The 20,550-nt window shown below is 62.1% G+C and carries 16 protein-coding genes and 1 pseudogene; 6 read left to right on the top strand and 11 right to left on the bottom strand.

All coding sequences use genetic code 11. The annotated features are described in order from the left end of the window. On the bottom strand, nucleotides 1-1,456 hold a 1,456-nt coding region (gene bamA, locus M0954_RS26175; RefSeq protein ID WP_297356352.1), incomplete at its 3' end, for an outer membrane protein assembly factor BamA. Between the two features lie 619 nt (nucleotides 1,457-2,075). Then, nucleotides 2,076-3,878, bottom strand: a complete 1,803-nt coding sequence (locus M0954_RS26180) for an EAL domain-containing protein (RefSeq protein ID WP_297356354.1) — start codon at nucleotides 3,876-3,878, stop codon at nucleotides 2,076-2,078. Between the two features lie 463 nt (nucleotides 3,879-4,341). On the opposite strand from M0954_RS26180, the gene M0954_RS26185 reads away from it, so the two are divergent. Further along, the gene (locus tag M0954_RS26185) at nucleotides 4,342-4,806 is read left to right on the top strand and encodes a VOC family protein (protein WP_133891247.1); all 465 of its coding nucleotides are present in this window, start codon (nucleotides 4,342-4,344) and stop codon (nucleotides 4,804-4,806) included. A 38-nt stretch (nucleotides 4,807-4,844) separates the two neighbouring features. Here M0954_RS26185 and trpS read toward each other — a convergent pair whose 3' ends face one another. The 6 genes and pseudogenes from trpS to M0954_RS26215 all read right to left on the bottom strand — a co-directional run bounded on the left by trpS (nucleotide 4,845) and on the right by M0954_RS26215 (nucleotide 12,467). Next, nucleotides 4,845-5,879, bottom strand: coding sequence for a tryptophan--tRNA ligase (trpS, locus tag M0954_RS26190; protein ID WP_122154022.1), 1,035 nt, complete (start codon nucleotides 5,877-5,879; stop codon nucleotides 4,845-4,847). Nucleotides 5,880-6,093: 214 nt separating this feature from the next. Next, on the bottom strand, nucleotides 6,094-6,924 hold the full coding sequence (locus tag M0954_RS26195) for a transglutaminase family protein (RefSeq protein ID WP_297356356.1): 831 nt from the start codon (nucleotides 6,922-6,924) through the stop codon (nucleotides 6,094-6,096). A 42-nt stretch (nucleotides 6,925-6,966) separates the two neighbouring features. After that, the gene (locus M0954_RS26200) at nucleotides 6,967-7,917 is read right to left on the bottom strand and encodes a transglutaminase family protein (RefSeq protein ID WP_123384497.1); all 951 of its coding nucleotides are present in this window, start codon (nucleotides 7,915-7,917) and stop codon (nucleotides 6,967-6,969) included. Nucleotides 7,918-8,310: 393 nt separating this feature from the next. Then, nucleotides 8,311-9,723 (bottom strand): DUF308 domain-containing protein, encoded by a 1,413-nt coding sequence (locus M0954_RS26205; protein ID WP_297356366.1) that lies wholly within the window; start codon nucleotides 9,721-9,723, stop codon nucleotides 8,311-8,313. 165 nt (nucleotides 9,724-9,888) lie between these two features. Then, the gene (locus M0954_RS26210; protein ID WP_297356358.1) at nucleotides 9,889-11,016 is read right to left on the bottom strand and encodes an OpgC domain-containing protein; all 1,128 of its coding nucleotides are present in this window, start codon (nucleotides 11,014-11,016) and stop codon (nucleotides 9,889-9,891) included. 527 nt (nucleotides 11,017-11,543) lie between these two features. Beyond that, nucleotides 11,544-12,467, bottom strand: a pseudogene (locus tag M0954_RS26215) (recombination-associated protein RdgC). A gap of 380 nt (nucleotides 12,468-12,847) precedes the next feature. On the opposite strand from M0954_RS26215, the gene M0954_RS26220 reads away from it, so the two are divergent. From M0954_RS26220 to M0954_RS26235, 4 genes are all read left to right on the top strand, one after another. Further along, nucleotides 12,848-13,006: a hypothetical protein gene (locus M0954_RS26220; protein ID WP_166660691.1), complete on the top strand. Its 159-nt coding sequence runs from the start codon at nucleotides 12,848-12,850 to the stop codon at nucleotides 13,004-13,006. 135 nt (nucleotides 13,007-13,141) lie between these two features. Further along, nucleotides 13,142-13,435 (top strand): hypothetical protein, encoded by a 294-nt coding sequence (locus M0954_RS26225; RefSeq protein WP_122154018.1) that lies wholly within the window; start codon nucleotides 13,142-13,144, stop codon nucleotides 13,433-13,435. Nucleotides 13,436-13,856: 421 nt separating this feature from the next. Then, entirely contained in the window at nucleotides 13,857-15,113 is a 1,257-nt protein-coding gene (locus M0954_RS26230) for an O-antigen ligase (RefSeq protein ID WP_122155597.1), read from the top strand. 158 nt (nucleotides 15,114-15,271) lie between these two features. Further along, nucleotides 15,272-16,282, top strand: coding sequence for a glycosyltransferase (locus tag M0954_RS26235; RefSeq protein WP_297356360.1), 1,011 nt, complete (start codon nucleotides 15,272-15,274; stop codon nucleotides 16,280-16,282). A gap of 36 nt (nucleotides 16,283-16,318) precedes the next feature. On the opposite strand, the gene M0954_RS26240 is transcribed toward M0954_RS26235, so the two are convergent. Both M0954_RS26240 and msbA read right to left on the bottom strand, forming a co-directional pair. Next, nucleotides 16,319-17,419 carry a glycosyltransferase family 4 protein gene (locus M0954_RS26240; protein WP_297356362.1) on the bottom strand — a complete coding sequence of 367 codons (1,101 nt, stop codon included), beginning with the start codon at nucleotides 17,417-17,419 and terminating at the stop codon, nucleotides 16,319-16,321. Between the two features lie 11 nt (nucleotides 17,420-17,430). After that, nucleotides 17,431-19,227, bottom strand: a complete 1,797-nt coding sequence (gene msbA, locus M0954_RS26245; protein ID WP_122155596.1) for a lipid A export permease/ATP-binding protein MsbA — start codon at nucleotides 19,225-19,227, stop codon at nucleotides 17,431-17,433. Between the two features lie 250 nt (nucleotides 19,228-19,477). Between msbA and M0954_RS26250 the strand changes: the two genes are divergently transcribed. Then, nucleotides 19,478-20,236 (top strand): glycosyltransferase family 2 protein, encoded by a 759-nt coding sequence (locus M0954_RS26250; protein WP_133891240.1) that lies wholly within the window; start codon nucleotides 19,478-19,480, stop codon nucleotides 20,234-20,236. A gap of 80 nt (nucleotides 20,237-20,316) precedes the next feature. Here the strand turns inward: M0954_RS26250 and M0954_RS26255 are convergent. Continuing rightward, the coding region (locus tag M0954_RS26255; protein WP_297356364.1) for a hypothetical protein at nucleotides 20,317-20,550 on the bottom strand (234 nt) is incomplete at its 5' end.

Raw genomic sequence — 20,550 nt, forward strand, 5'->3', positions numbered from 1 at the left:
AGTACGGATCCACCTGCGTGACCGTCAGCGTGCGGAACGTGGTGGCCGTGTTGACGTTCACCGCGAGGCTCGTGCCCGAACCGAACACGTTGTCCTGCGACACGCCCGCCGAAATGATCGGGCCTTCGCCGGAACCGTAGCCAAGACCGAGGGTAACGGAGCCGGTCGGCTTTTCCGTGACCTTGACGGCGATGTCGACTTCGTCCGCCGTGTCTTCGACCGGCACCGTGGTCACATCGACGTCGGTGAAATAGCCGAGACGGTTGATCCGGTCTTTCGACAGCGCCAGACGGCTCGAGTCGAACCACGAGCTTTCGAGCTGACGCATTTCGCGGCGGATAACTTCGTCGCGCGTGCGGGTGTTGCCGGTGATGTTGATGTTTCGCACGTAAACGCGGCGGCTCGGATCGACCTGCAGCGTCAGGTCTACGGTGTGATGCTGCTGGTCGATCTGCGGCTGTGCGTTCACCGTGGCAAACGCGTAGCCGTATTCACCGAGCTTGTCGACCACCGCCTTGGTGGCAGCCTTCAGCTTGGCAGCCGAGAAACGGTCACCCGGTTTGATCTTGACCAGCTTCGTGAGCTCTGCCTGGCGATCCAGCAGGTTACCGGCCAGATGGATGCCCGAAATCGTGTACGGCTCGCCCTCATGCAGGGTGAGCGTGAGGTACATGTCCTTCTTGTCCGGCGACAGCGAGACCTGAGTCGAGTCGATATTGAACTCGAGGTAGCCGCGATCGAGATAGTACGAACGGATGTTCTCGAGGTCGGTGGTCAGCTTGTCTTTCGAGTACAGGTCATTCTTCGTGTACCACGAGAACCAGTTAGGCGTGGACTGCTGCATTTCATCGCGCAGCGTACCGTCGCTAAACACCTTGTTACCGATGAAGTTGACCTGGCGGATCTTCGCGCTCGGACCTTCGATCACCGAAAACAGCAGACCGACGCGATCGCGGTCGATCGGCGTGACGGTAGTCGTGACTTCAGCCGCGTAGTAGCCGTGCGTCAGGTACTGGCGTTTCAGTTCCTGCTGGGCGCGGTCGACGAGCGACTTGTCGTAATAGCGGCCCAGCGACAACCCGACCGAGTTCAACGCCTTGTTCAGGTTGTCCTTGTCGAATTCGTGGAGGCCCGAGAAATCGATGGTGCCGATTGCCGGACGTTCCTGCACCTGCACGACGACGACGTTACCTTCGGTCGAAATCTTGACGTCGTTGAAGAAGCCCGTCGCATAAAGCGCACGGATGGCTTGCGAGGCCTTGTCGTCGGTGAAAGTGTCGCCCTGCTTGATGGGCAAGTACGCGAACACGGTGTTCGGTTCGACGCGTTGCAAGCCTTCGAGCCGGATGTCGCGAACCACAAAAGAGTCGGTGGCAAAGGCCGAGGCTGCTGTGACGCTCAGGCCGATAAATGTCAGCGCCCTGGCGCTGCGGGCCGATAGTGTTTGAACCTTCATGCAGGATAAGCGACAAGATTTCAATGCAACATGGGAACCGCCGCCGCTTGTTTTTCCAATCTCTGGCCCACGGCGCGGATGGGTGATGTCTCTTGGGTCTACCGCAGTCTGATGCCGGAGGTATCACCTTCGCACGACATCGCACACTTCACGCACTGTTTCTCGTGCCGAGCAGGTCAGGAGTATAGAACGGTTTTGCGGCTGCGGGACTTACTTCAATTACATGCGGACTACTTCCAACTTATTACAGATTTCATACGTTCCCCGCGGTCATACTTACGCTCTGCCGCCAATTTTCGAGAAGTTGCATACCATAACACGAAAAATATGCGACGCAACATCTGCTAGGTGGTAGACCCCGGCCGAACGGTTCTTAACGCAAGGACTCGCCCCGAAGGAGAGGATTATCCCATCATGGACGAATGTTTCGGACCGCAAATTTTGCCAGAAGACGCTGCCGGAGAACACCCCCAACGGAAGGCAAAACGTAATATACAGGCAACCCCGATCGTAAACCAAATTGCGCGCCATTTTGGCACAAGGCTGTCAATTGATTCGTAAAATTTCTTGGACCAGCCGTCGGATGGTTGCGAGAAAAAGACGAAATTGCGTCCCAGACTCATGCCCCCAGTGGCGCAAGCAGGTTGCGCAATGCCGACAGACTGAGCGGGCGCGCGAACCAGTACCCCTGCACCTCGTCGCAACCCAGTTCGCGCAGGCGCTCGGCCTGCTCCTCGGTCTCCACGCCCTCCGCGGTGACACGGAGCTTTAACGCGTGGGCCATCGCGATAATGGCGCCGACGAGCGCCGCGCATTGCGGGTCGCTCATCATCCGGATGACAAACGAGCGGTCCACCTTGAGCCGGTTCAGCGGGAAGCGCGTCAGATACGCCAGACTCGAATAGCCCGTACCGAAATCGTCCACCGCCACTTCGACGCCGAGCTTGCGCAGCGCATGCAGCGTCCGCAACGCTTCCTCGGTGTCGCCAAGCAGGACGCCCTCTGTGATTTCCACTTCGAGGTACGACGGATCGAGCGCGGCGTCGTGCAACGCGCTCTCGATGGTCGCCAGCAGATTCTGCCGCTGGAACTGCTGTGGCGACACATTCACTGCCACCCGCGGCAGGCTGCCGGTGAGTCGCAGCAGCTTGCCTGCATCGCGGCAGGCGGTCCGAATCACCCATTCGCCGATCCGCTCGATCAGGCCCGCCTCCTCCGCCACCGGGATGAACTCGACCGGGCTGATCGGGCCGCGCTGCGGATGATTCCAGCGCAGCAGGGTCTCGACCTGGGCGATGCGCCCGGTCGCGAGCGTGATCTGCGGCTGATAGACCAGATGCAGTTGCTGCCGGTCGAGCGCATCGCGCAGCATGGTTTCAAGTTCGAAGCGGCGCGCGGCCTGACCTTCAAGCGCCGCCGAAAAGCGCCGCATCGCATTGCCGCCCGCGCCGCTCGCCGCGGACAACGCGACGTTGGCGCGCCGCATGAGCGTCGGCACGTCGTCGCCGTGTACCGCGCTGTGTTCCGGATACGCCGCGCAGCCGATGCTTGCCGTCACCGTGATCGTCGTGCCCGAGCAGTCGATCGGCTCGGCAATGCGTGCCAGCGCCGCTGCGGCCAGCGCGTCGGCTGCAGCACCCGTCTCATTGACCAGTAGCGCGAATTGCGTACCGCTGACCGAGGCGATCGTGCCTTCGTTGGCAATCAGGCCGCGCAGGCGCTCGCCGACAATCTGCAAGACGAGTTCAGCCGCGTAGGAGCCAAGCGCATCGCGTAGCTTGCGCAGGGAGTTCAGTTCGACCATCAGCACGGTGAAACCCGTGCCGTCACGGCGGCAACGCGCCAGCGTCAGATCGAGCCGCTCGGTGAAAAGGGTCTGGTTCGGCAGGCGCGTCACGCCGTCGTGGTGCGAGACATACCAGAGACGGGCTTCGGACTGGGCGTAGCGCGTCATCTCGACGGCCATGCCTACGTAGCTTGCGGAGTTGTCCTTTGCGCTGCTATCGAATACGAGCGGTTCGTCTGTAGATTGGCGCCGTTGTGGCGCCGTTTCGCTGGCCAGCAGAGGCGACACCGCCAGCATGACCGAGATGCGCGTGTTGTTGCGCCGGACGTAGGTCCATTCGCTTTCGTAGCGGGTCGGGGCCATCAACGAGCCCGGCGATGTCGAGCCAGGCGTGCCCACGCCCCAGTTCCCCACGCCCGGCAATTCGCTGCGGCGCCTCGCGAGTTCAGCCGGGTCGTGCAGCGAATCGAAGCTGCGGCGACCGATCAGCTCCTCCGCCCGATACCCGGTCAGTTGCTCGAAGGCCGCATTGACGTAGCGGAACGTGCCGTCCGCCGTGTAGATGAACGCGCCGTAGGGCGCGGCGTCGAGTGCGCGGCCCTGCACAGGCGCTTCGGCTTTACGATCGTGGTGCATGAACCGCCCCTTTCAGCGCGAAAACCTGTACGAGCCAGACCAGACGCGCGCAAATGGGACGTAACGTGGATGTAAGCGCCCGCTCATAGCTCTTCCGCCCTCTCTCTTAATTTATTTGAATGATGAGACCTGCAACCGGAAGGCAGGCTGAGTTCAAACTCTAGCCGGCCCGCGGCCATCCGCCATTGGCAGCAATTTGTCGCTGCTCGCGGCGCGTAACGTCGTTCGATGTTGGTACTCGACATTCGACGCATGATGCCCTGCACAAATCTCATCATAACGAATTCCGCTTGGCCATCCGCATTTACGCCGTCACGAGACAAAGCAAACGCAACACAGGCGCGCAAAATTTTCCGCCGGCCGTGTCGATCTTCCGTCTGTTCGCTCGTCGTGTTGATGAAACCCTGCTGAAAACAGCTGGGCCTTCTGACTCGTCAACCCGCCCATCCCAGGAGCGACCACCATGTCCGCAGCCGCTGTGAAACCGATTCCGGAAGGAATGCACTCGCTAACCCCGCATCTGATTTGCGCCGGCGCCGCCGACGCGATCAGGTTCTACACGGAGGCCTTCGGCGCCGTCGAACAGTTCCGTCTGCCCGGTCCGGAAGGCAAATTGATGCACGCGTGCCTGAAGATCGGCGACTCGATGCTCATGCTGGTCGACGAAATGGCCGGCTGCATGATGCTCGGGCCGAAGTCGCTGAAGGGCTCGCCGGTCGCGATTCACCTGTACGTCACGAACGCCGACGCCACCGTCGAGCAGGCGGTCGCGGCCGGCGCCCGTGTCACCATGCCTCCCACCGATATGTTCTGGGGCGACCGCTTCGCCCAGCTCGAAGATCCGTTCGGGCATCGCTGGTCGGTGGCGACGCACACGCGCGATGTGTCGATGGAAGACATGCAGGAAGCCGTCCGCGCGATGCGGTAGTTTTCGACGCGCTGTTTAAAGCGCTGCTTGACGCGCTTTTAACGCACCACCGCATCGAACGAAAACGTGCCGAGCGCCGCGCGCACCTCGTCCAGCGTCGCCTGGGTCACGTCTTTCGCTCGCTGCGTGCCTTCGCGCAGCATATCGAACACATAGCCCGGATCACGCGCAAACTGTTCGCGCCGCTCGCGAATCGGCGCGATCAAAGTCTGCAACTGCTCCTCGAGACGGCGCTTGACTACCATGTCACCAAGGCCGCCTGCACGATACTCGGCCTTCAGGCGCTCCACCGTGGCGCGATCTTCGTCGAAGGCGTCGAGATACGTGAAGACCACGTTGCCTTCCACGGTGCCGGGGTCGGACGCACGCAGATGGTTCGGATCGGTGTACATGCTTTTGACCGAATCGCGGATCGCGTCGGCGGAGGACGAAAGCGGAATCGAATTGCCCTGCGACTTGCTCATCTTCGCCTTGCCGTCGACGCCGGGCAGGCGCCCCATGGTCGGAATCAGCGCCTCCGCCTCGGGCAGCACGTCCTTGCCGACCTGACGGTTGATACGGCGCACGATCTCGTTGGTCTGCTCGATCAGCGGCGCCTGGTCTTCGCCGACTGGCACGACATGCGCCTTGAAACCGGTGATATCGGCGGCCTGGGCGACCGGATAGCAAAGAAAGCCTGCCGGAATATCGCGGCCGAAATTGCGCGCCTGAATCTCCTCCTTGATCGTCGGGTTGCGCTCGAGGCGCGCGACAGTCACGAAGTTCAGATACAGCAGGGTCAATTCGGCGAGCGCGGGCAGGGCCGACTGTACGGCGATCGTGGTCTTGCGCGGATCGATGCCGACCGCCAGATAGTCGAGCGCGACTTCCAGCACGTTGCGGCGCACCTTGTCGGGATCGTGCGCGTTATCGGTCATGGCTTGCGTGTCTGCGAGCAGTACGAACTGCTGATGCGTCTCCTGCAACGCGAGACGGGTTTTCAGCGAGCCGACATAGTGGCCAAGATGGAGCGCGCCGGTGGGACGGTCGCCAGTGAGGACGGTACGGCGTGGGGAGATGGTGCTGTCTTGCATAAACGGGCTCTCTTGAAACGCCGCCGCAGGACAGGCTAACCGGGGATACAGCACCATGTCAGCCGGACTGCGGCGGCCATGGTCGTAGTAAAGACGTGACGATGCCGCTCCTTCAGGAGCGCCACCAGGCGTGGAGCAGGGAAAGGTTCATCGGGTGCATGGCGTAAGGATGCCATAGGTGCGCGCGCCTTGACAACGGCGCACCCAAGGGCCATCAAGCCAACGGCGTAACCATCGACTCCGATTCCGGCGCGCAATGCACATTGAACGTGATCAGCTTGGTCGGTCCAAACGTATTGCTCAATGCCACGTCCGCGGCATCGCGCCCGTGCGCCATCAACACCCTGCCTGTGCGCTGCACGTTATTGCGCGGATCGAAGGTCTGCCAGGTACCGCCCAGATAAGCCTCGAACCATGCAGCAAAGTCCATTGCGGAATACGGCGGCGGTATCCCGATATCGCTGATATAGCCCGTGCAATAGCGCGCCGGAATATTCATCGCGCGGCACAGCGCCACGCCCAGATGCGCAAAGTCGCGGCACACGCCGGTCCGCTCGTTCCAGGCCTGCCAGGCGGTTTTCGTCGGCCGCGCGTGATGGTAGCCAAACACGATATGACGATGCACGTAATCGCAGATCGCTTGCACACGAGGACGTCCGAGTGGCGTCTTGCCGAACAGACGCCACGCTAGATCGCTTAGCAGATCGGTCTCGCAATAGCGGCTGCCAAGCAAGTACACCAGCGTCTCACTGGGCAATTCTTCGACCGAATGCTGATACCCGTTCGGCTCGATCGTTTCCGGCTCGGCGGAAATCTCGAGCACCGCCGTGGTCGACAGTGCGATCTGTCCCGCCGGTGCGACGATGCGGCTGCACAGATTGCCGAAGCCGTCGCGATACTGCGCGATCGGGACCGGCGGGTCGACCTTCAGGACATCGGCGCTCAACACATCCTGCACACGCGAGTAGTGGGTGTTCAACATCAGCAGCATCGGAGTGGCTTGCTCACACTCGTAGACCAGTTCGTAACCAACGCGCAATTTCATCGACCCACCCTCGCCTCAGTTAAGACCACTCAGTTAAAACCATCAAACATCTTCAGTCACACGCACGTCGACCTGCAGACCGCGGAATGAATGCGCGGCGCCGTGCCAGGTGCCCCACAACGGCAGCGCCTGATAGTAGTTCCAGGCCACCCCCACGCGAATCAGATGGCGGTTGCCGATAATGCTGTTGGTCGGATCGAAATCGACCCAGCCTGCGCCCGGCAGGTAAATCTGCAGCCACGCATGCGTGGCGCCGCCGCCCAGCGTCGTATCGAACTCGGGTACGAAGATGTAGCCGCTCACAAAGCGCGCGGCGAGCCCCAGCGAGCGCACTGCGTCCATCATCAACACCGCAAAGTCGCGGCAACTGCCGCTGCGGTGACGCAACGTATCGGCGGGACGGTACACGCCCTTTTCCGTACGCCGCACATAGCGAAAACCGCTCTTGATCTCCTGCGTCATGGCCCGCAGCATTGTCATCGTGGACGTGGGTCCGCGTTTGGCCAGAAAGCGGCGCGCCCAGACGTTTACTTCGTCATCCGGATATTGCCGGCTGCGCGCATTCACGAGATCCGACGCTTCCTCATTCGTGTACGCGAAGGGCCACGTCGCGGCGTACGGTTCAAGCGCGTAATCGGGGAGCGGCGATTCGTAGTGTTCCAGCGTGACCTGACTGTCGAAATGCAGCTCGGCGGCCTCGCCGGAAAAATTGGCGACCGCCACGGAATTGTCAAACACGTCGTGGAGCCAGTGCAGTCGCGAGGGCGTCGGAGTGATGACAAGCTCGGTGGCGACGACACGCACATCGTGCCCCGAGCGCGGCCGGAACATCATCCGGTGTTCGCCGAAGCGCACCGGCTCCGAATAGCGGTAGACGCTCACGTGCCGCACGCTCAGACGTTGCGGCTCAGCCGTCTTGCCGGCCTCCTGGATCAACTCGGTAGTCACATGGCCGCCCTTGAAAACCTGCTGAAACAGCAGGAACGGCAGCATTTGCCGCCAGCGTTATGTAGCCGCGTCTAACGTTCAGGGTGGTGGCACTGATTGCGCAGAAAACGTCCTCCGGCCCAGCATACACCCGCCAGATTAGTTGAAAGCATTCATTTGGGCACGGTTGGCGGGATCAGCTTGTGCACAGGCGCGGCGCGTCTATAGGGGAGCCTTGGCATCGTCGGCGATCGCCTGTGCCAATGCGGTTGGCATCGTTATAGGGCGAGGCGTCTGATGTGGAGAACCCAGGAGTTATCAACAGAAAACGTTCATAAATCTGTTGATAACTCGCCGAGGAAATCGGTAAGTCTTTGATGTGTTTCGACTTTACCGGGTAATACTGAATCCGGTCAGAATACCGGTCCTCTTAGGGAGTTTCCGCGCCCTGCTGCAGGCCTACACGCCGCGCCCCGCCGTGTCTGTACGCTCACCCTCATGCACATTCGACTCCGCTCTTTGCTCCTGCGCCCATTGCCGCCGCGAGCGGTACATCTTGCCAAGCGCAAGACGCGCCATCTTGACCCAGCCGGATGGCCGCGGGTCGGCCAGCATGCTCAGCGCACGCGCGTAGTCGAGCGTGAGACCGGGGGTCCATGCCATCGTCGCGGCACGTTTGCGCACCTGTGCAGCGACCCACAATTCGGGCGTGCTAATCACCCTGAGAAACGGCTTCCACCCCTCATGACGTCCCCAGACACGCGCGGACGCTCCTTCGATCGCCGCTTCCAGAGCACGCGAAACGCTGCTGGAGCAATTGCGATACGTGAGGTTGTAGGTCGTATCCTGCTGGTACGTCTCCCAGAAGCGCCGCAGCCGCTCGGGATCGTAGTTGCGGATGCGCACCTGGACAGTCGATGCACACCATGCCGTCGATTCAGTCCCGTAGTCCGGTTGAAACAGACCCGGCACGTCGTTCTCACGGGTCGCGCGCAAGAGCCGCGAAAACTCATCCGGCGAGCGGTCGATCTCGACGCCAGGATAGAGGCTGATATAGATCCCTTCGGGCGACTCGAGAGCTGCGTGACCAGTCGAGATGACGCCGTTGCGATCTACCGCGGCGATGTAGCGGTCGATGATCGGCTGGCGACGCGCCGCGCCCTTCGACGACCCTACCGGCGTCCACACATGCACGGTCAGCGCGGGCTCATCTGCGCCAGGCGGACCGTCCCACTCCACCACCGCCGGTGCGGCCTGCTGCGACTCGGCGGTCGCGCTGGCGGCTTGCGCAGCGCCATCGGCCGCGACGGCGGGGTTCGACGACAGCCGCCGCACGCGCGAGGCCAGCAGGATCATGTTCCAGCCGCCGAAGATCAGTCCAAGGCCGAGGCAGTACGGCACGGTCCCCGCGTAGTGAGTCGGGAACGGTTGATAGAAGAAAATGGCGAGCGCGATTTCGATCGCCCCGCCTGTCACTGCCAGACGCCAGGTTCGATAACGGACAACGCGCGCGGAGATGATCTGCAACAGGCCATCGGTCAGAAACAGCGTACCGAAGATCATCGACAGGATGAAATTGCCGTGATGATGGCCGACGAGGATCAGAAGCGCGGCCACGCAAAACGTCAGCCCCTTCACGTAACGCAGCGTGCGCTGGCCGCCCATGCCCGTCCACGCGACCGTAAGGGTGGCGAGGCCCTCGAGCAGGAACAGGCTGGCGAACGGCGTGATCGGGAAGTAGAGCGCGCTGTCGAGCGCATCGATGAAGACAACGATGCCGATTACGACGCTGATGCAGCCTGCCGTCGTCAGAGCGCGCCAGCGGGTGCGAAGATAATCGACTCCTAGCAGGATCATCACCAGCCGAACCATCGTCAGTCTCCGCATGCCAGCGCCGTGTTCGAGCGTTGCCACGCGGGAAGCTGCGCGGCAACGTGCCTTTCAGTGTTATATATCACGCTGGCGGCATGCCGCAATGGGATTGCGCCGGAGTACGAAGAAATTGCGAGCGGCCCGGCTGGCCTGTGGGAGGCCCTGTTAGCTGTCGCGCCGGCCCACCTCAACCGGTACCGCCCTGCCGCGGATCGGCGCGGGACGCGCGCGCAGCGCCTTCCATCTCTTCGCCGCGGCCGCAAGCAACAGCAGCGCGCCGATCGCGACCGCATCGCCTGCGAGTCCGTTCAGCCATGCGGGGCCTCGCGCCATCCGCACGGCCGTATCCGCCACGATTGAGACCACCGTGCCGCCGACGAAGCACACCAGCCCCTGCTTGCCCACCGTGACGACGGCCGGCAGCCGCTCGGCGATTCGTCGTATCACCTGCATGCGGACCGCCTGCGCCATCAGCCATGCAATGACGACAAAGCTCACCACGCGCACGGCGGCGAGATTCTGCTTCATATAACCGGGCGTGGCCTGGGTCTCGAGACACAGCTTGACGAACGCAAAGGTCAGTGCGACTGCAAGTGCAGCGTAGGTCAACCAGCGCCCCGCCTTCGAAACCTGAAACTCATTCGACACCGGATGCAGACGGCACAATATTCCAAGCATAAACATCAGTTGCCAGGCAAACGGATTGAACGCCCAACCGCCCGGATCACCGCTTGGCAAAACGCGCGCCAGCCACGTGGACGCAAGCCACACCACGAGACTCACGCCGAGCGCCATAGCGGGCCGGCGATTCGCCAACGGCACTGACAGCGGCACACACAGTGCAAACAGCGTGTACATCGGCAAGACCGAGGACAGGAACGGCTGATGACGCAAGGTGACGACACCGAGCAACGTGCCAACCGGGTGATGCAGCACATCGCTCCAGCCGGTCTCCTGCACCACCGGCGAATCGATGCGCCACAACATGAGCGCGGCGCCCGCCAGCAGCATCAACGCCGCCGTAAACAGGTACGCGCGATAAATCTCCCAGGCACGCACGACGAAGCGCCGCTTGGCAGCGTGTTCGCTGCGGTACATGGCGACATTCGTATAAGCGGCCGCTGACGCATAGCCGCCAAGAAACACGAAGACTTCAGCCGCATCGCAGTACGCGTAGTTGTGCAGCATGAAACGTGAGAGAACGCTGCCCTGAATATGATCGAGAGCGATGACGATCAACACGACTCCGCGCAGGAAGTCAATTTCGAGTGATCGCCGGACGGGCGAGTTCATCAACGACAACTCCGTTTTCGGTTCGGCTGCAATTTGCAAAAATTGCCGGCGCGAACGGGTGAGAGACTGGCTGTTGCTGCGGATGCCATCGGGCACGACTCAACGCTATGCCACGCGCTCCCGCAATTCAATTACGGGTTCTCGCATCGATTTTTCTGCGCGTTACGCCGCGGGTGCCGGTGGTGTCAAAAGCCGCATCGTCCCAGTGCGACATGAGGGTGCCTGGGCAGTTCCCGTGGAGATTGCGTCGGGATATTTCATGCAGTCTGCATGCGGACGTGACGACGCATCGCGCGATACGGGCGCGATGCGTCGTCAGATTTGGAAACGTCTTAAAGACGGGCTAGAACAGCCGGTCTATCGAAGTGCGTGGGGCAGACCGAGGCGAATTGGCGGCGCAGAAGCAATTCTGTATTTCCTGCTGCGCCGCTGCACTAGTGACACCTGGTTACAAAATAAAATTGGCGAAATTCGCGAGACTTTCGACCGGCTTGCGCAGTACTTTCATCTTGCAGAACGCGCCGATTTCAGGCCGCTGCAGCCTGCAACATGGCGTCGCCCTGCTCGCCGCCCAACACTTCGACGATGTCGGCAAACATGCGCGCGAGCTCGCCTGTCATCAGCGTCATATCCGAGTCGAATTGCTCGTCGTCATTCTGCGCAGTGGGGTCGCTTGCGTCCTTGATCACGTCGAGCGGTGTGATGCGCTTGATGGTCAGCGACGGTGTGAGCACAAATGAAACGCGGTCGTCCCATGTCATGGCAAGACGCATGCATTGCTTGCCCGCTTCGATATGACGGCGCATGTCCTCGACATCCAGCGCATGCCCAACTTAGCGCACAGTTGCATTGCCTTGCGCGGCGGAACGCAACTCAGTGTCCTGATCGAGCGTGAAACCGGCCGGGGCGTCGCCGGACAACAGCCATTCCGTCATCGCCGCCACCGGCGACTGTGCGACACGCACGCTCGAGAGCGGCAGCTGATCGATTGACTTGACCAGCAGGCCGAGCACGTCGTCGGCGACAGCTTGCGAGGCAGCGTCGATCACAAGCCAGCCGTGCACCGTGTCGATCCACACACGCGTATCGCGACGGATGCTGAAGGCACGCGGCAAAAGTTCGTCGGTGACCTGCTCCTTCAGTTCGCGCATCTGCTTGCGGCCGAGTTTGAAGCCCTGCTGCTCTTCGACTTCGAGCGCACGCGCCTTGGTCACCTGGTTGACCACCGACGCGGGCAACAATTTCTTTTCGGTGCGAAACACCAGCAGCATCTGGCGGTTGATCGAGTAGACGAGCGAGTCGTTATCGCGCGGTGAGGCCCATCCCTGCGTCTGCATCTCGACGCTACTGCCCAGCTGGAAAGCATGCGGCGCGAGCCACTTTTCCATCTGCTCGGGGTTGACGGACCACGGAATGGGAAGACGATGAAGCTGAAGGTTTTTGAACCACATGGGCGTACGGGCAAAGCGCACCATTCTATACGACACTGCTCCGGCGAGGGACCACATTGCGTGTACAAACGACGCAGCGCATGCCGGGATAAAGTTTTCAGCTTCGCATTGATTCGGATAACTACACACTTGCCGGTTGCAGAACATCAAAGACCCTGGCCAGTCGGTCGATTTTCTGGCATTCGTCCTCCACCGCCTCAAGGACGGCAGCGTCGTCGAAAACTGACGCCTAGAGCGCTACCTGACGCAACTCAGACATCTGCCCGGACATCCAACGCCGTCGAACACTAAAAAGTCCTGCAAGGCCGGACCGCCGTCCTTCGGTTTTCGCCCAAATAACCTAGACTTTTAAGATGCAGTGGAACTGGATGGAGGCTGCCATGGCGGAATCGATGGTCAGCATCGTAGTGGGACTGGTTGTCATCATCACCGGGATCATGATCCTCAGCTCGCACCATCGGCGCGAGTTGCACAAGACGCGTCCGCCGACGCGGTTCGACGGCCACCGGCTTTGGGACCGGATGCGGCACCGGCACTGACCCGGTCGCCGGTATCCCAAACGACGCGGCAGCGGCCGCGCCCCAGCAGCGCCCGGCGCGGCGGCTTTCACACCGGCCCTCGCAGCCGCACGCACCGACACACACCCCGCGCGCGCGACCAGAACGGAGGCAACCATGTCTGAAGAAATCCACGGCTGGCAAATGCTCGAATACGAGGGTTTTGAAATCCACCTGTCCCCGCGCCCCAAACAGTCCGGCGACAGCCGCTTTACCTACATTGGCTACGTTTGCCACCCTGGCGCGGATCCGGCCATTCCCGGTCACGTGATGCCGTTCCATGCGGACGGCGAAGAGTGGTTTGCCAGCATGGAAGAAGCGCGCTACGAGGCCGTGCATACGGGACGCAGCATCGTCGACGGAACGCATCCGGACCTGTCGGTGCTGTCGTTGGTGACGGGCGGCGTCTAGCGCACCGGGGCCACCGCACGGCAAAGAATCGCTGCGCCGTAAGAAATCGAAATGAACAGCGATCAGGCTTTCGGGAACCCACCAGGCGGCCGTCATGCACGTCCAGCCCGCCATGATAAGAAACCCTCAGCACGCGCGACCGAACCTCCGTGGTGGCCGGGAACTCGCGCCAGCCTTGGCTCTGCGCCGATTCGGCCCGGTAATTCGAAGTGTGTCCGGCCCGGCCGGGACAATTTCGCACCCTGCGAATGCCTCCATGCATATCCTGCCGCGGGGTCGTACGCCCCGGCCACAAGGCGCAGTCGAGTCCCCCGCGCGGTTATAATCGCCCTCGCCCTGCCGTCTTGAAAAGGAGTGCTCCGAGCCTCCGGCCATGCATTCGGCGAATTGGAACGGTAGCGTTCATAAGAATTCACAGCCTATGATTTTTGCTCCCAGTCTGATCTGGCTCAGCACAGCCTTGTTATTTTTCGCCCCAGCCGTGAACCTCGTATGGCGCGGTGGCACCGGCTACGGTTTCTTCGGACTTGTCGCGCTTTCACTGGGCGCCGCCGTCGCCAACAAACGCACCGCGGATTATTTCAAGGGCTTACGAACCTATAACTGGTACACCTTGGGCATGCTCGCGTTTCTGGTCGCGATCATGTTCCAGCAACTGGTCATGCACTACTGGTTGCCGCGCCAGTTCGATGCCCTCTCACGCTTCGTGCTCGCGCTACCGCTGTTTTTGCTGCTGCGCCAGTTTCCGTCGCGCAAGCTGCGGGCCATCGGCTGGGGTTGCGCCGCCGGCGCAATCGCCGTGGGCGCCTGGGCCTTGATCGCGCAGCCGCAAGGCGGCTGGACCGAAGCGAGCCGCGCCAGCAATGCCTACACGAACGCGATTCCGTTCGGCGACACCGCCTTGCTGCTCGCCTTCCTGTCCGTCTTTACGCTCGGTTGGGACGGCCCGCGCGACTGGCGGATGCTCGCGGTCAAGCTGCTCGCCCTGGTCGGCGGCGGCTATGCCTCCTACCTGTCCGGCTCGCGCGGCGGCTGGATTACGATTCCCATTTTTGCGATCCTGCTCGGCTGTCAGTTCCACTGGTTCGTGCACAAGAAGCGCCTGTGGGTTGCGGCGCTCGCCATCGTGGTATGCAGCGCCGCCCTGCTTTCGACCGAGCGGGTCGAGCGGCGGCTAGAAGATGCCACCACCGACTTCTCCGCGCTGCATCACGGCGACGAAAACACCTCGGTCGGCTTGCGCCTGCAGTTGTGGCAGGCCTCGTTCCGACTGTTCACCGAGCATCCTGTGTATGGCGTCGGCAAGGGCAAACTTGAGCGTGCTCTCGGCGAGCTCGCCGCGCACGGCCAGGCCAGCACCGAGATCGTCAACGAACGCGCCCACAGCGATTTCTTCTCGACCATCGCCGAAACAGGCGCTATCGGCGCAGTCTGCCTGCTGATTTTCTATTTCGGCCTGACCGTCCATTTCTGGCGCGAGCGGCGCACTCAAGATCCCACGATTCGGGCTGCTGCCTATTCCGGGCTAGCGGTGTCGTTCAGTACGATTGTGTTCGGCCTGACGATCGACGTGCTGGTGCCCGTCATGGTCACGTCGCTGGTCGCGCTGCTAAGTGCGGCGTTTCTCGCCGTCATCGACGCGCGCAAACGCGAGCTGTCGCATCCCGCAATTCGGTAGTTAGGTGAGTAGTTAAAACGAGATGCTTTTTCAAGCTAAAGCATCTCGTTTATAGTGCTGTGCACGCCAGAAATGGCGAACTGGGGCAGCGGCAATCAGAATGCCTGGCCAGAGTCCAACAACGATTAGAATCTAGCCGAGCCAACTCAGCCCGCGCCATGAACAACAGCGTCCAGCCCTCCCTGTCTGCCGTAGCGGCCAAACCACTAGCTTCAGTGCTACTGATTGCTTACAACCAGGAAACGCTGGTTGGCGACGCGGTGCGCAGCGTGCTTGCGCAGACTTACGAACCGCTGGAACTCATCATCTCCGACGACGCTTCGAGCGACGGCACCTTCGCCGCGATCGAGGCTGCCGTGCGTGGCTATAGCGGACCGCACAAGGTCGTCACACGCCGCAACACGAGCAACGAAGGCATCAGTGCGCACCTGTCGCGGCTCGCCGGGTTGGCGCATGGTGAGTTGCTGTTCGTTGCGGCGGGCGACGATATGTCGGCCCCGAACCGCTGCGCACGGGTGGTCGAGTGCTGGCTTGCACAGGATCGCCGCCCCGACCTGATCGCCACCGATCTCGCCGACATGGACGAGACCGGCGCCGTCCACGAGCGTATGGAGCCAACCGATCTCGGCACCTATCGGAGCTTCGACGATTGGGCTGCCGAACGGCCCTGGCTGGTAGGCGCAGCGCATACCTGGACGCGCCGGCTGTTCGAGCGTTTCGGCCCGATGATGCCAGGCACCGCGGCCGAAGATCAGGTGATGACGTTTCGCGCCATCGTCTCCGGTGGCGCGCTCAGCCTACGTGAACCGCTCGTGTGGTACCGGCGCGGCGGCCTGTCGGGCAAGCGCCGGTATCGGACGGTCGCCGAACTGGTGGGACGATTGCGCCAGGGCAACGGCTTCGCACTGGTGGAAGTGAAGCAGTTGCAGCACGACGCTGAAATTGCCGGACTCGGCGACAGAATGCGCGCCGTTCTAGCGCCGAAACTTGCGCGCGAACAGTTCATTCATTCGATGTTCAGCGCTCGCGGGATCGGCGAACGCCTTACGCTGATCGCCGCCAGCCACAATGTCAAACTGGGGCTGCGCATCCGGATGCTGCTCTACAGCACCTTTCCGGGCATCTACGCGCCGACACTGTGGATCAAGCGGCTCAAGCGAGCACGCTAAGGCTACGGGGCAGCACGCTTTCCCGTCCGTGTTCGTTCAGCGACGCTCGACGATCTGTGTGGCTAGTGCCAGCAGTGCGTCGACGTGGCTGGCCACGCTTGAGTCGTAGAGCACCGCTTCACGTGCCACATCGGCCGGTGCTGCCAGTGCTGCGGCCAGCGTCGGTGCCGTTGCACCGCTGGCGAGCCGAGGCTGGATAGCACGTTCGAGAGTGGCGCGCAGGTCGGCGAGGTCATCCGGCGCGAAGACGAATTTCGCATGCGACGCGATCGCATCGCAGCAGCCGATACTCGACGGAAAGATCACCGGCGTACCGCACATCGCAGATTCGACGCCCACGAGTCCGAACGGCTCGTACTTCGATGCGAGGATCGTAAAATCGGCGGCCCGATAACCGTCCTCGATTTCTTTCACGTAGCCGATATAGCGCACCCGCTCCGAGGTGCGCGCGGGCGGCCGGCCCGCTACAGCCAGGACCACCGGCAGCGTCGTCCCTTCCAGCGCCGCTTCGATAAGCGGCAAACCCTTGCGCTCGTGACTGCTCGACGGAAACAGCAGCACGATCTCGTGATCCGCGAAGCCGAACTTGCGCCGCAGCGCGGCGCGCTGCTCGCTATCTACCGGCTTGAAACGAGCGCCATCGACCGGAGGGTAAAGCACGCGAATCTTCGCCTCTGCGACGCCATACAGCTCACGTAGTTCGTCGCGCATCAGGTTCGAGTGGGCGACAACGAAGCTCGCCTGTTCGTACTGCTTGCGCTCGAGCGCGATCTGCCAGGTGTCGGAGCGTTTTTGCACGCGACCGGTGGCACGCAGGAACCCGAGATGGGTGCCGCCGCAGATCGCGATTTCCGAAGAGTCGACCCGGTTGCAGCCGATCAGCACGTCGACTTTGGCCGCGCGCCGCGCGCGCCGCAAGCGCCATGAAAACCAGTAGTCGCGCAGCTTGCCGGGCAGCAAGGACACCTTGATGCGATGCGCCTCGACCATGCGGCTTTCCGGCACCGACATATCGAAGCGCCGCGCAAAGAACGCCGGGGTCATGCCTCGTGCAGCGAAGCCGCGCACCAGATCCATCGCATAACGCTCGAGGCCGCCGCTGTGTTTCAGCGCATTGCTGGAAAGTCCGATTTTCATGATTCAGCGCATCAAGCCGCGTTCTGCTGAAACTGGATGCGATGCAGATGCGCGTAAAGCCCATCTTGTCCCAGCAGTTCGCGGTGGCTGCCGCGCTCGACGATACGCCCGGCTTCGAGCACCAGAATCCGGTCGGCACGCTCGATGGTGGACAGACGGTGTGCGATAACGAGCGTGGTGCGCCCCTTCATCAGCGTTTCCAGCGCGGCCTGCACGTGGCGTTCCGATTCCGAATCGAGCGCCGACGTGGCTTCGTCGAGAATCAGGATCGGCGCGTCCTTGTAGATGGCGCGCGCGATCGCCAGACGCTGGCGCTGACCGCCCGAGAGCATCAGGCCGTTGTCGCCCACCAGCGTCTCGGTGCCCTTCGGCATGGATTGCACGGTGTCCCACAGGTTCGCTGCCTGCAGCGCAGCCCTCACCTTCTCCGGATCTGCCGGTTGGCCGTAAGCGACGTTGTGCGCGATCGTGTCGTTGAACAGCACGACGTCCTGGCTGACCATGGCGATCTGGCTGCGCAGCGCATGAATGCCGTATTCCGGCAACGCGACGCCGTCGACGAGGATCTCGCCGTCGGTCGGATCGAAGAAACGCGGCAGCAGGTTGACGAGCGTGGTCTTGCCGCTGCCCGAGGGGCCGACCAGCGCCACCATTTCTCCCGGCGCAACCTTGAACGACACGCGCTCAAGGATCTGCCGGTCTTGCGTGCTGGTGGCGCCGTAGTTGAACGAGACATCGCGGAATTCGACTTCGCCGGAAGCGTGCTCGAGAGGCTTGCCACCGCCCTGCGGCTCGGCCGGTTCATCAATCAGGCCGAAAATCAGTTCGGCCGCGGTCATGCCACGTTGCAGCGGTTGGTTGACGTCCATCAGGTGCTTGAGCGGCGAGACGATCATCAGCATCGAGGTGATGAACGCAGCGAAGCCGCCAACCGTCGTGCCGCCATGCGCCGATTGCACGACCGCAATCGTGACCACCACGGCGATCGCGATCGACACCAGAAACTGGGTGAGCGGCTGGGCGAGTCCACCGGACGTGATCATACGCAGCGAGTAACCGCGCAGGCGCCGGCTCATTTCAGCAAAGCGAGCAATCTCGTACTGCTCGCCGTTGTGCACCTTGACCACCTTGTAGCCGCCCACCGCCTCCTCGACGATGTAGGACAGTTCATTGGTGAGCATCTGGTTTTCGCGGTTGAGCCGACGCAGCTTCCGGTTGATCTTGCCGATCACCCAACCGATTGCAGGCAGCATCACCGCGACAATCAGTGTCAGCTTCCAGTCCAGCCAGAACAGGGCGCACAGCAGGAACAGAACCGTCAGCGAATCGCGCACCAGCGTAATCAACACACCTAAAAGCACGTTGAGAATCTGGTTGACCTCAAAAACGACTGCGTTGATGACCGTGCTTGCCGTCTCGCGCTGAAAAAAGCCGACGCTGGTGTGAACCAGGCGCTCGAACATTTCCAGGCGCAAGCGCAGCAGAATCGTATTCGAGATATAGGCGATCAGGTAACCCGATGCGTATTGGGAAACGCCCCGTACCACCGCAAGTCCGAGCACACAGATCGGCACTATCCAAGTCAGGCCGTGCATTGCATTCGCACCGAAGCCGTGATCCAGCAGCGGCTTGAGCAGCAAGCCAATCAGCGAGTCGGTGCCGGCGCTGACAGCCATGGCGACAATCGCCCCTATCAGGGTCCACAGGACCGGCTTGATATAAGGCCAAAGCCGGCGCAGTAGGGCGATGGACGACGACGCATCACCTGAAGCACCGATGACTTTGCTTAACGTAGGCTTCGCGCTCAAGGAATCCTCTAGAAAGGCAAACAAAGCATTCGCCCGGCGGCCGAATGCTGAATAACGCATTGTAAACGGTTGGGCGAACTGGATGCCGGGGGCCGTTGTGCCCGGCTGACACCAGACCGATAGCGGTTCTTACCGTTTGTTCCGAGCCGGCTCGAGGTGGGGTCGTGCCCGTGGCTGTAAAACAAGCCTCTCGCTTGTATATACTTGCCCGACGCGTTTTGCCCATCCGCACCTTCTCCGCTAATCAGGCATGAAAGAAACCACCCTCGGCGTCGCCCTCATCACCAAAAACGCGGCGTCGCGCCTGGCCGAGTGCCTCGCCGCCGTGGCGTTCGCCGACGCGATCGTTGTGATCGACGGCGGCAGCACCGACGGCACCGTCGAGATTGCCCGCGCACATGGCGCCCGCGTGCTGCAGGAGCCCGACTGGCCGGGCTTCGGGCCGCAGAAGAACCGCGCGCTGGATGCGCTCGATACCGGGTGGATTCTCTCCATCGACGCCGACGAAATCGTCACGCCCGAACTCGCCGCGGCAATCAGCGCGGCAATCGCCGCGCCCTCCGCGGAGGTCTACGCGGTGGACCGCCTGTCGAGTTTCTGCGGGCAGTGGGTCCGGCATAGCGGCTGGTATCCAGACTGGATCCCGCGCCTCTTCAGACGCGGCGCCGCGCGCTTCTCCGACGACCTGGTGCATGAGCGGCTGGTGTTCAACACCCCGGCACAACGGCTAACCGGCAAGCTGATGCACTACTCGTACGAAGACTTCGAAACCGTGCTGCGCAAGCTCGACACCTATTCGACAGCAGGCGCGCAACAACGCCACGCCGCGGGCAAAAGCGGCAGCTTCGGCAAGGCGCTCGCGCGCGGCGCGTGGGCATTCGTGCGTACCTACGTGCTGCGGCGCGGCTTTCTCGACGGTCGAGCCGGCTTCATGATCGCGATGTTCAACGCGGAAACGGTGTACTACCGGTTTCTAAAACTCGCACGCCTGGGCGCACGGGAGCGGTAGGCAGCGTTTGTCGCGCGGTACGGACGTGCGCCGAGCGTCAAGAGTAGCAAGCCCGCCCGGAATGGACGCAGCCGCGTCGGTCAATAGACGATCTCGATCGAACTTCCGGCGAACTCGCCGCGCAGCGCCGCGAGCAGTTCGTCCGTGGGCTTGACGCGCCATGCGTCGCCGAGGCGTACTTCGCCCTCGGCATTCTCGCTGCGATAGACGATCTGCACCGCCAATCCGTTCGGGATCTGTACCGGCTGGCGTTGACGGCCACCGTCACCACCGAAGCCGCCGCCGTTGCGGCCACCACCGCCACCGAAACCACC

The sequence above is a fragment of the Paraburkholderia sp. genome (assembly GCF_026225065.1).
In the GTDB taxonomy this organism is placed as follows: Bacteria; Pseudomonadota; Gammaproteobacteria; order Burkholderiales; family Burkholderiaceae; genus Paraburkholderia.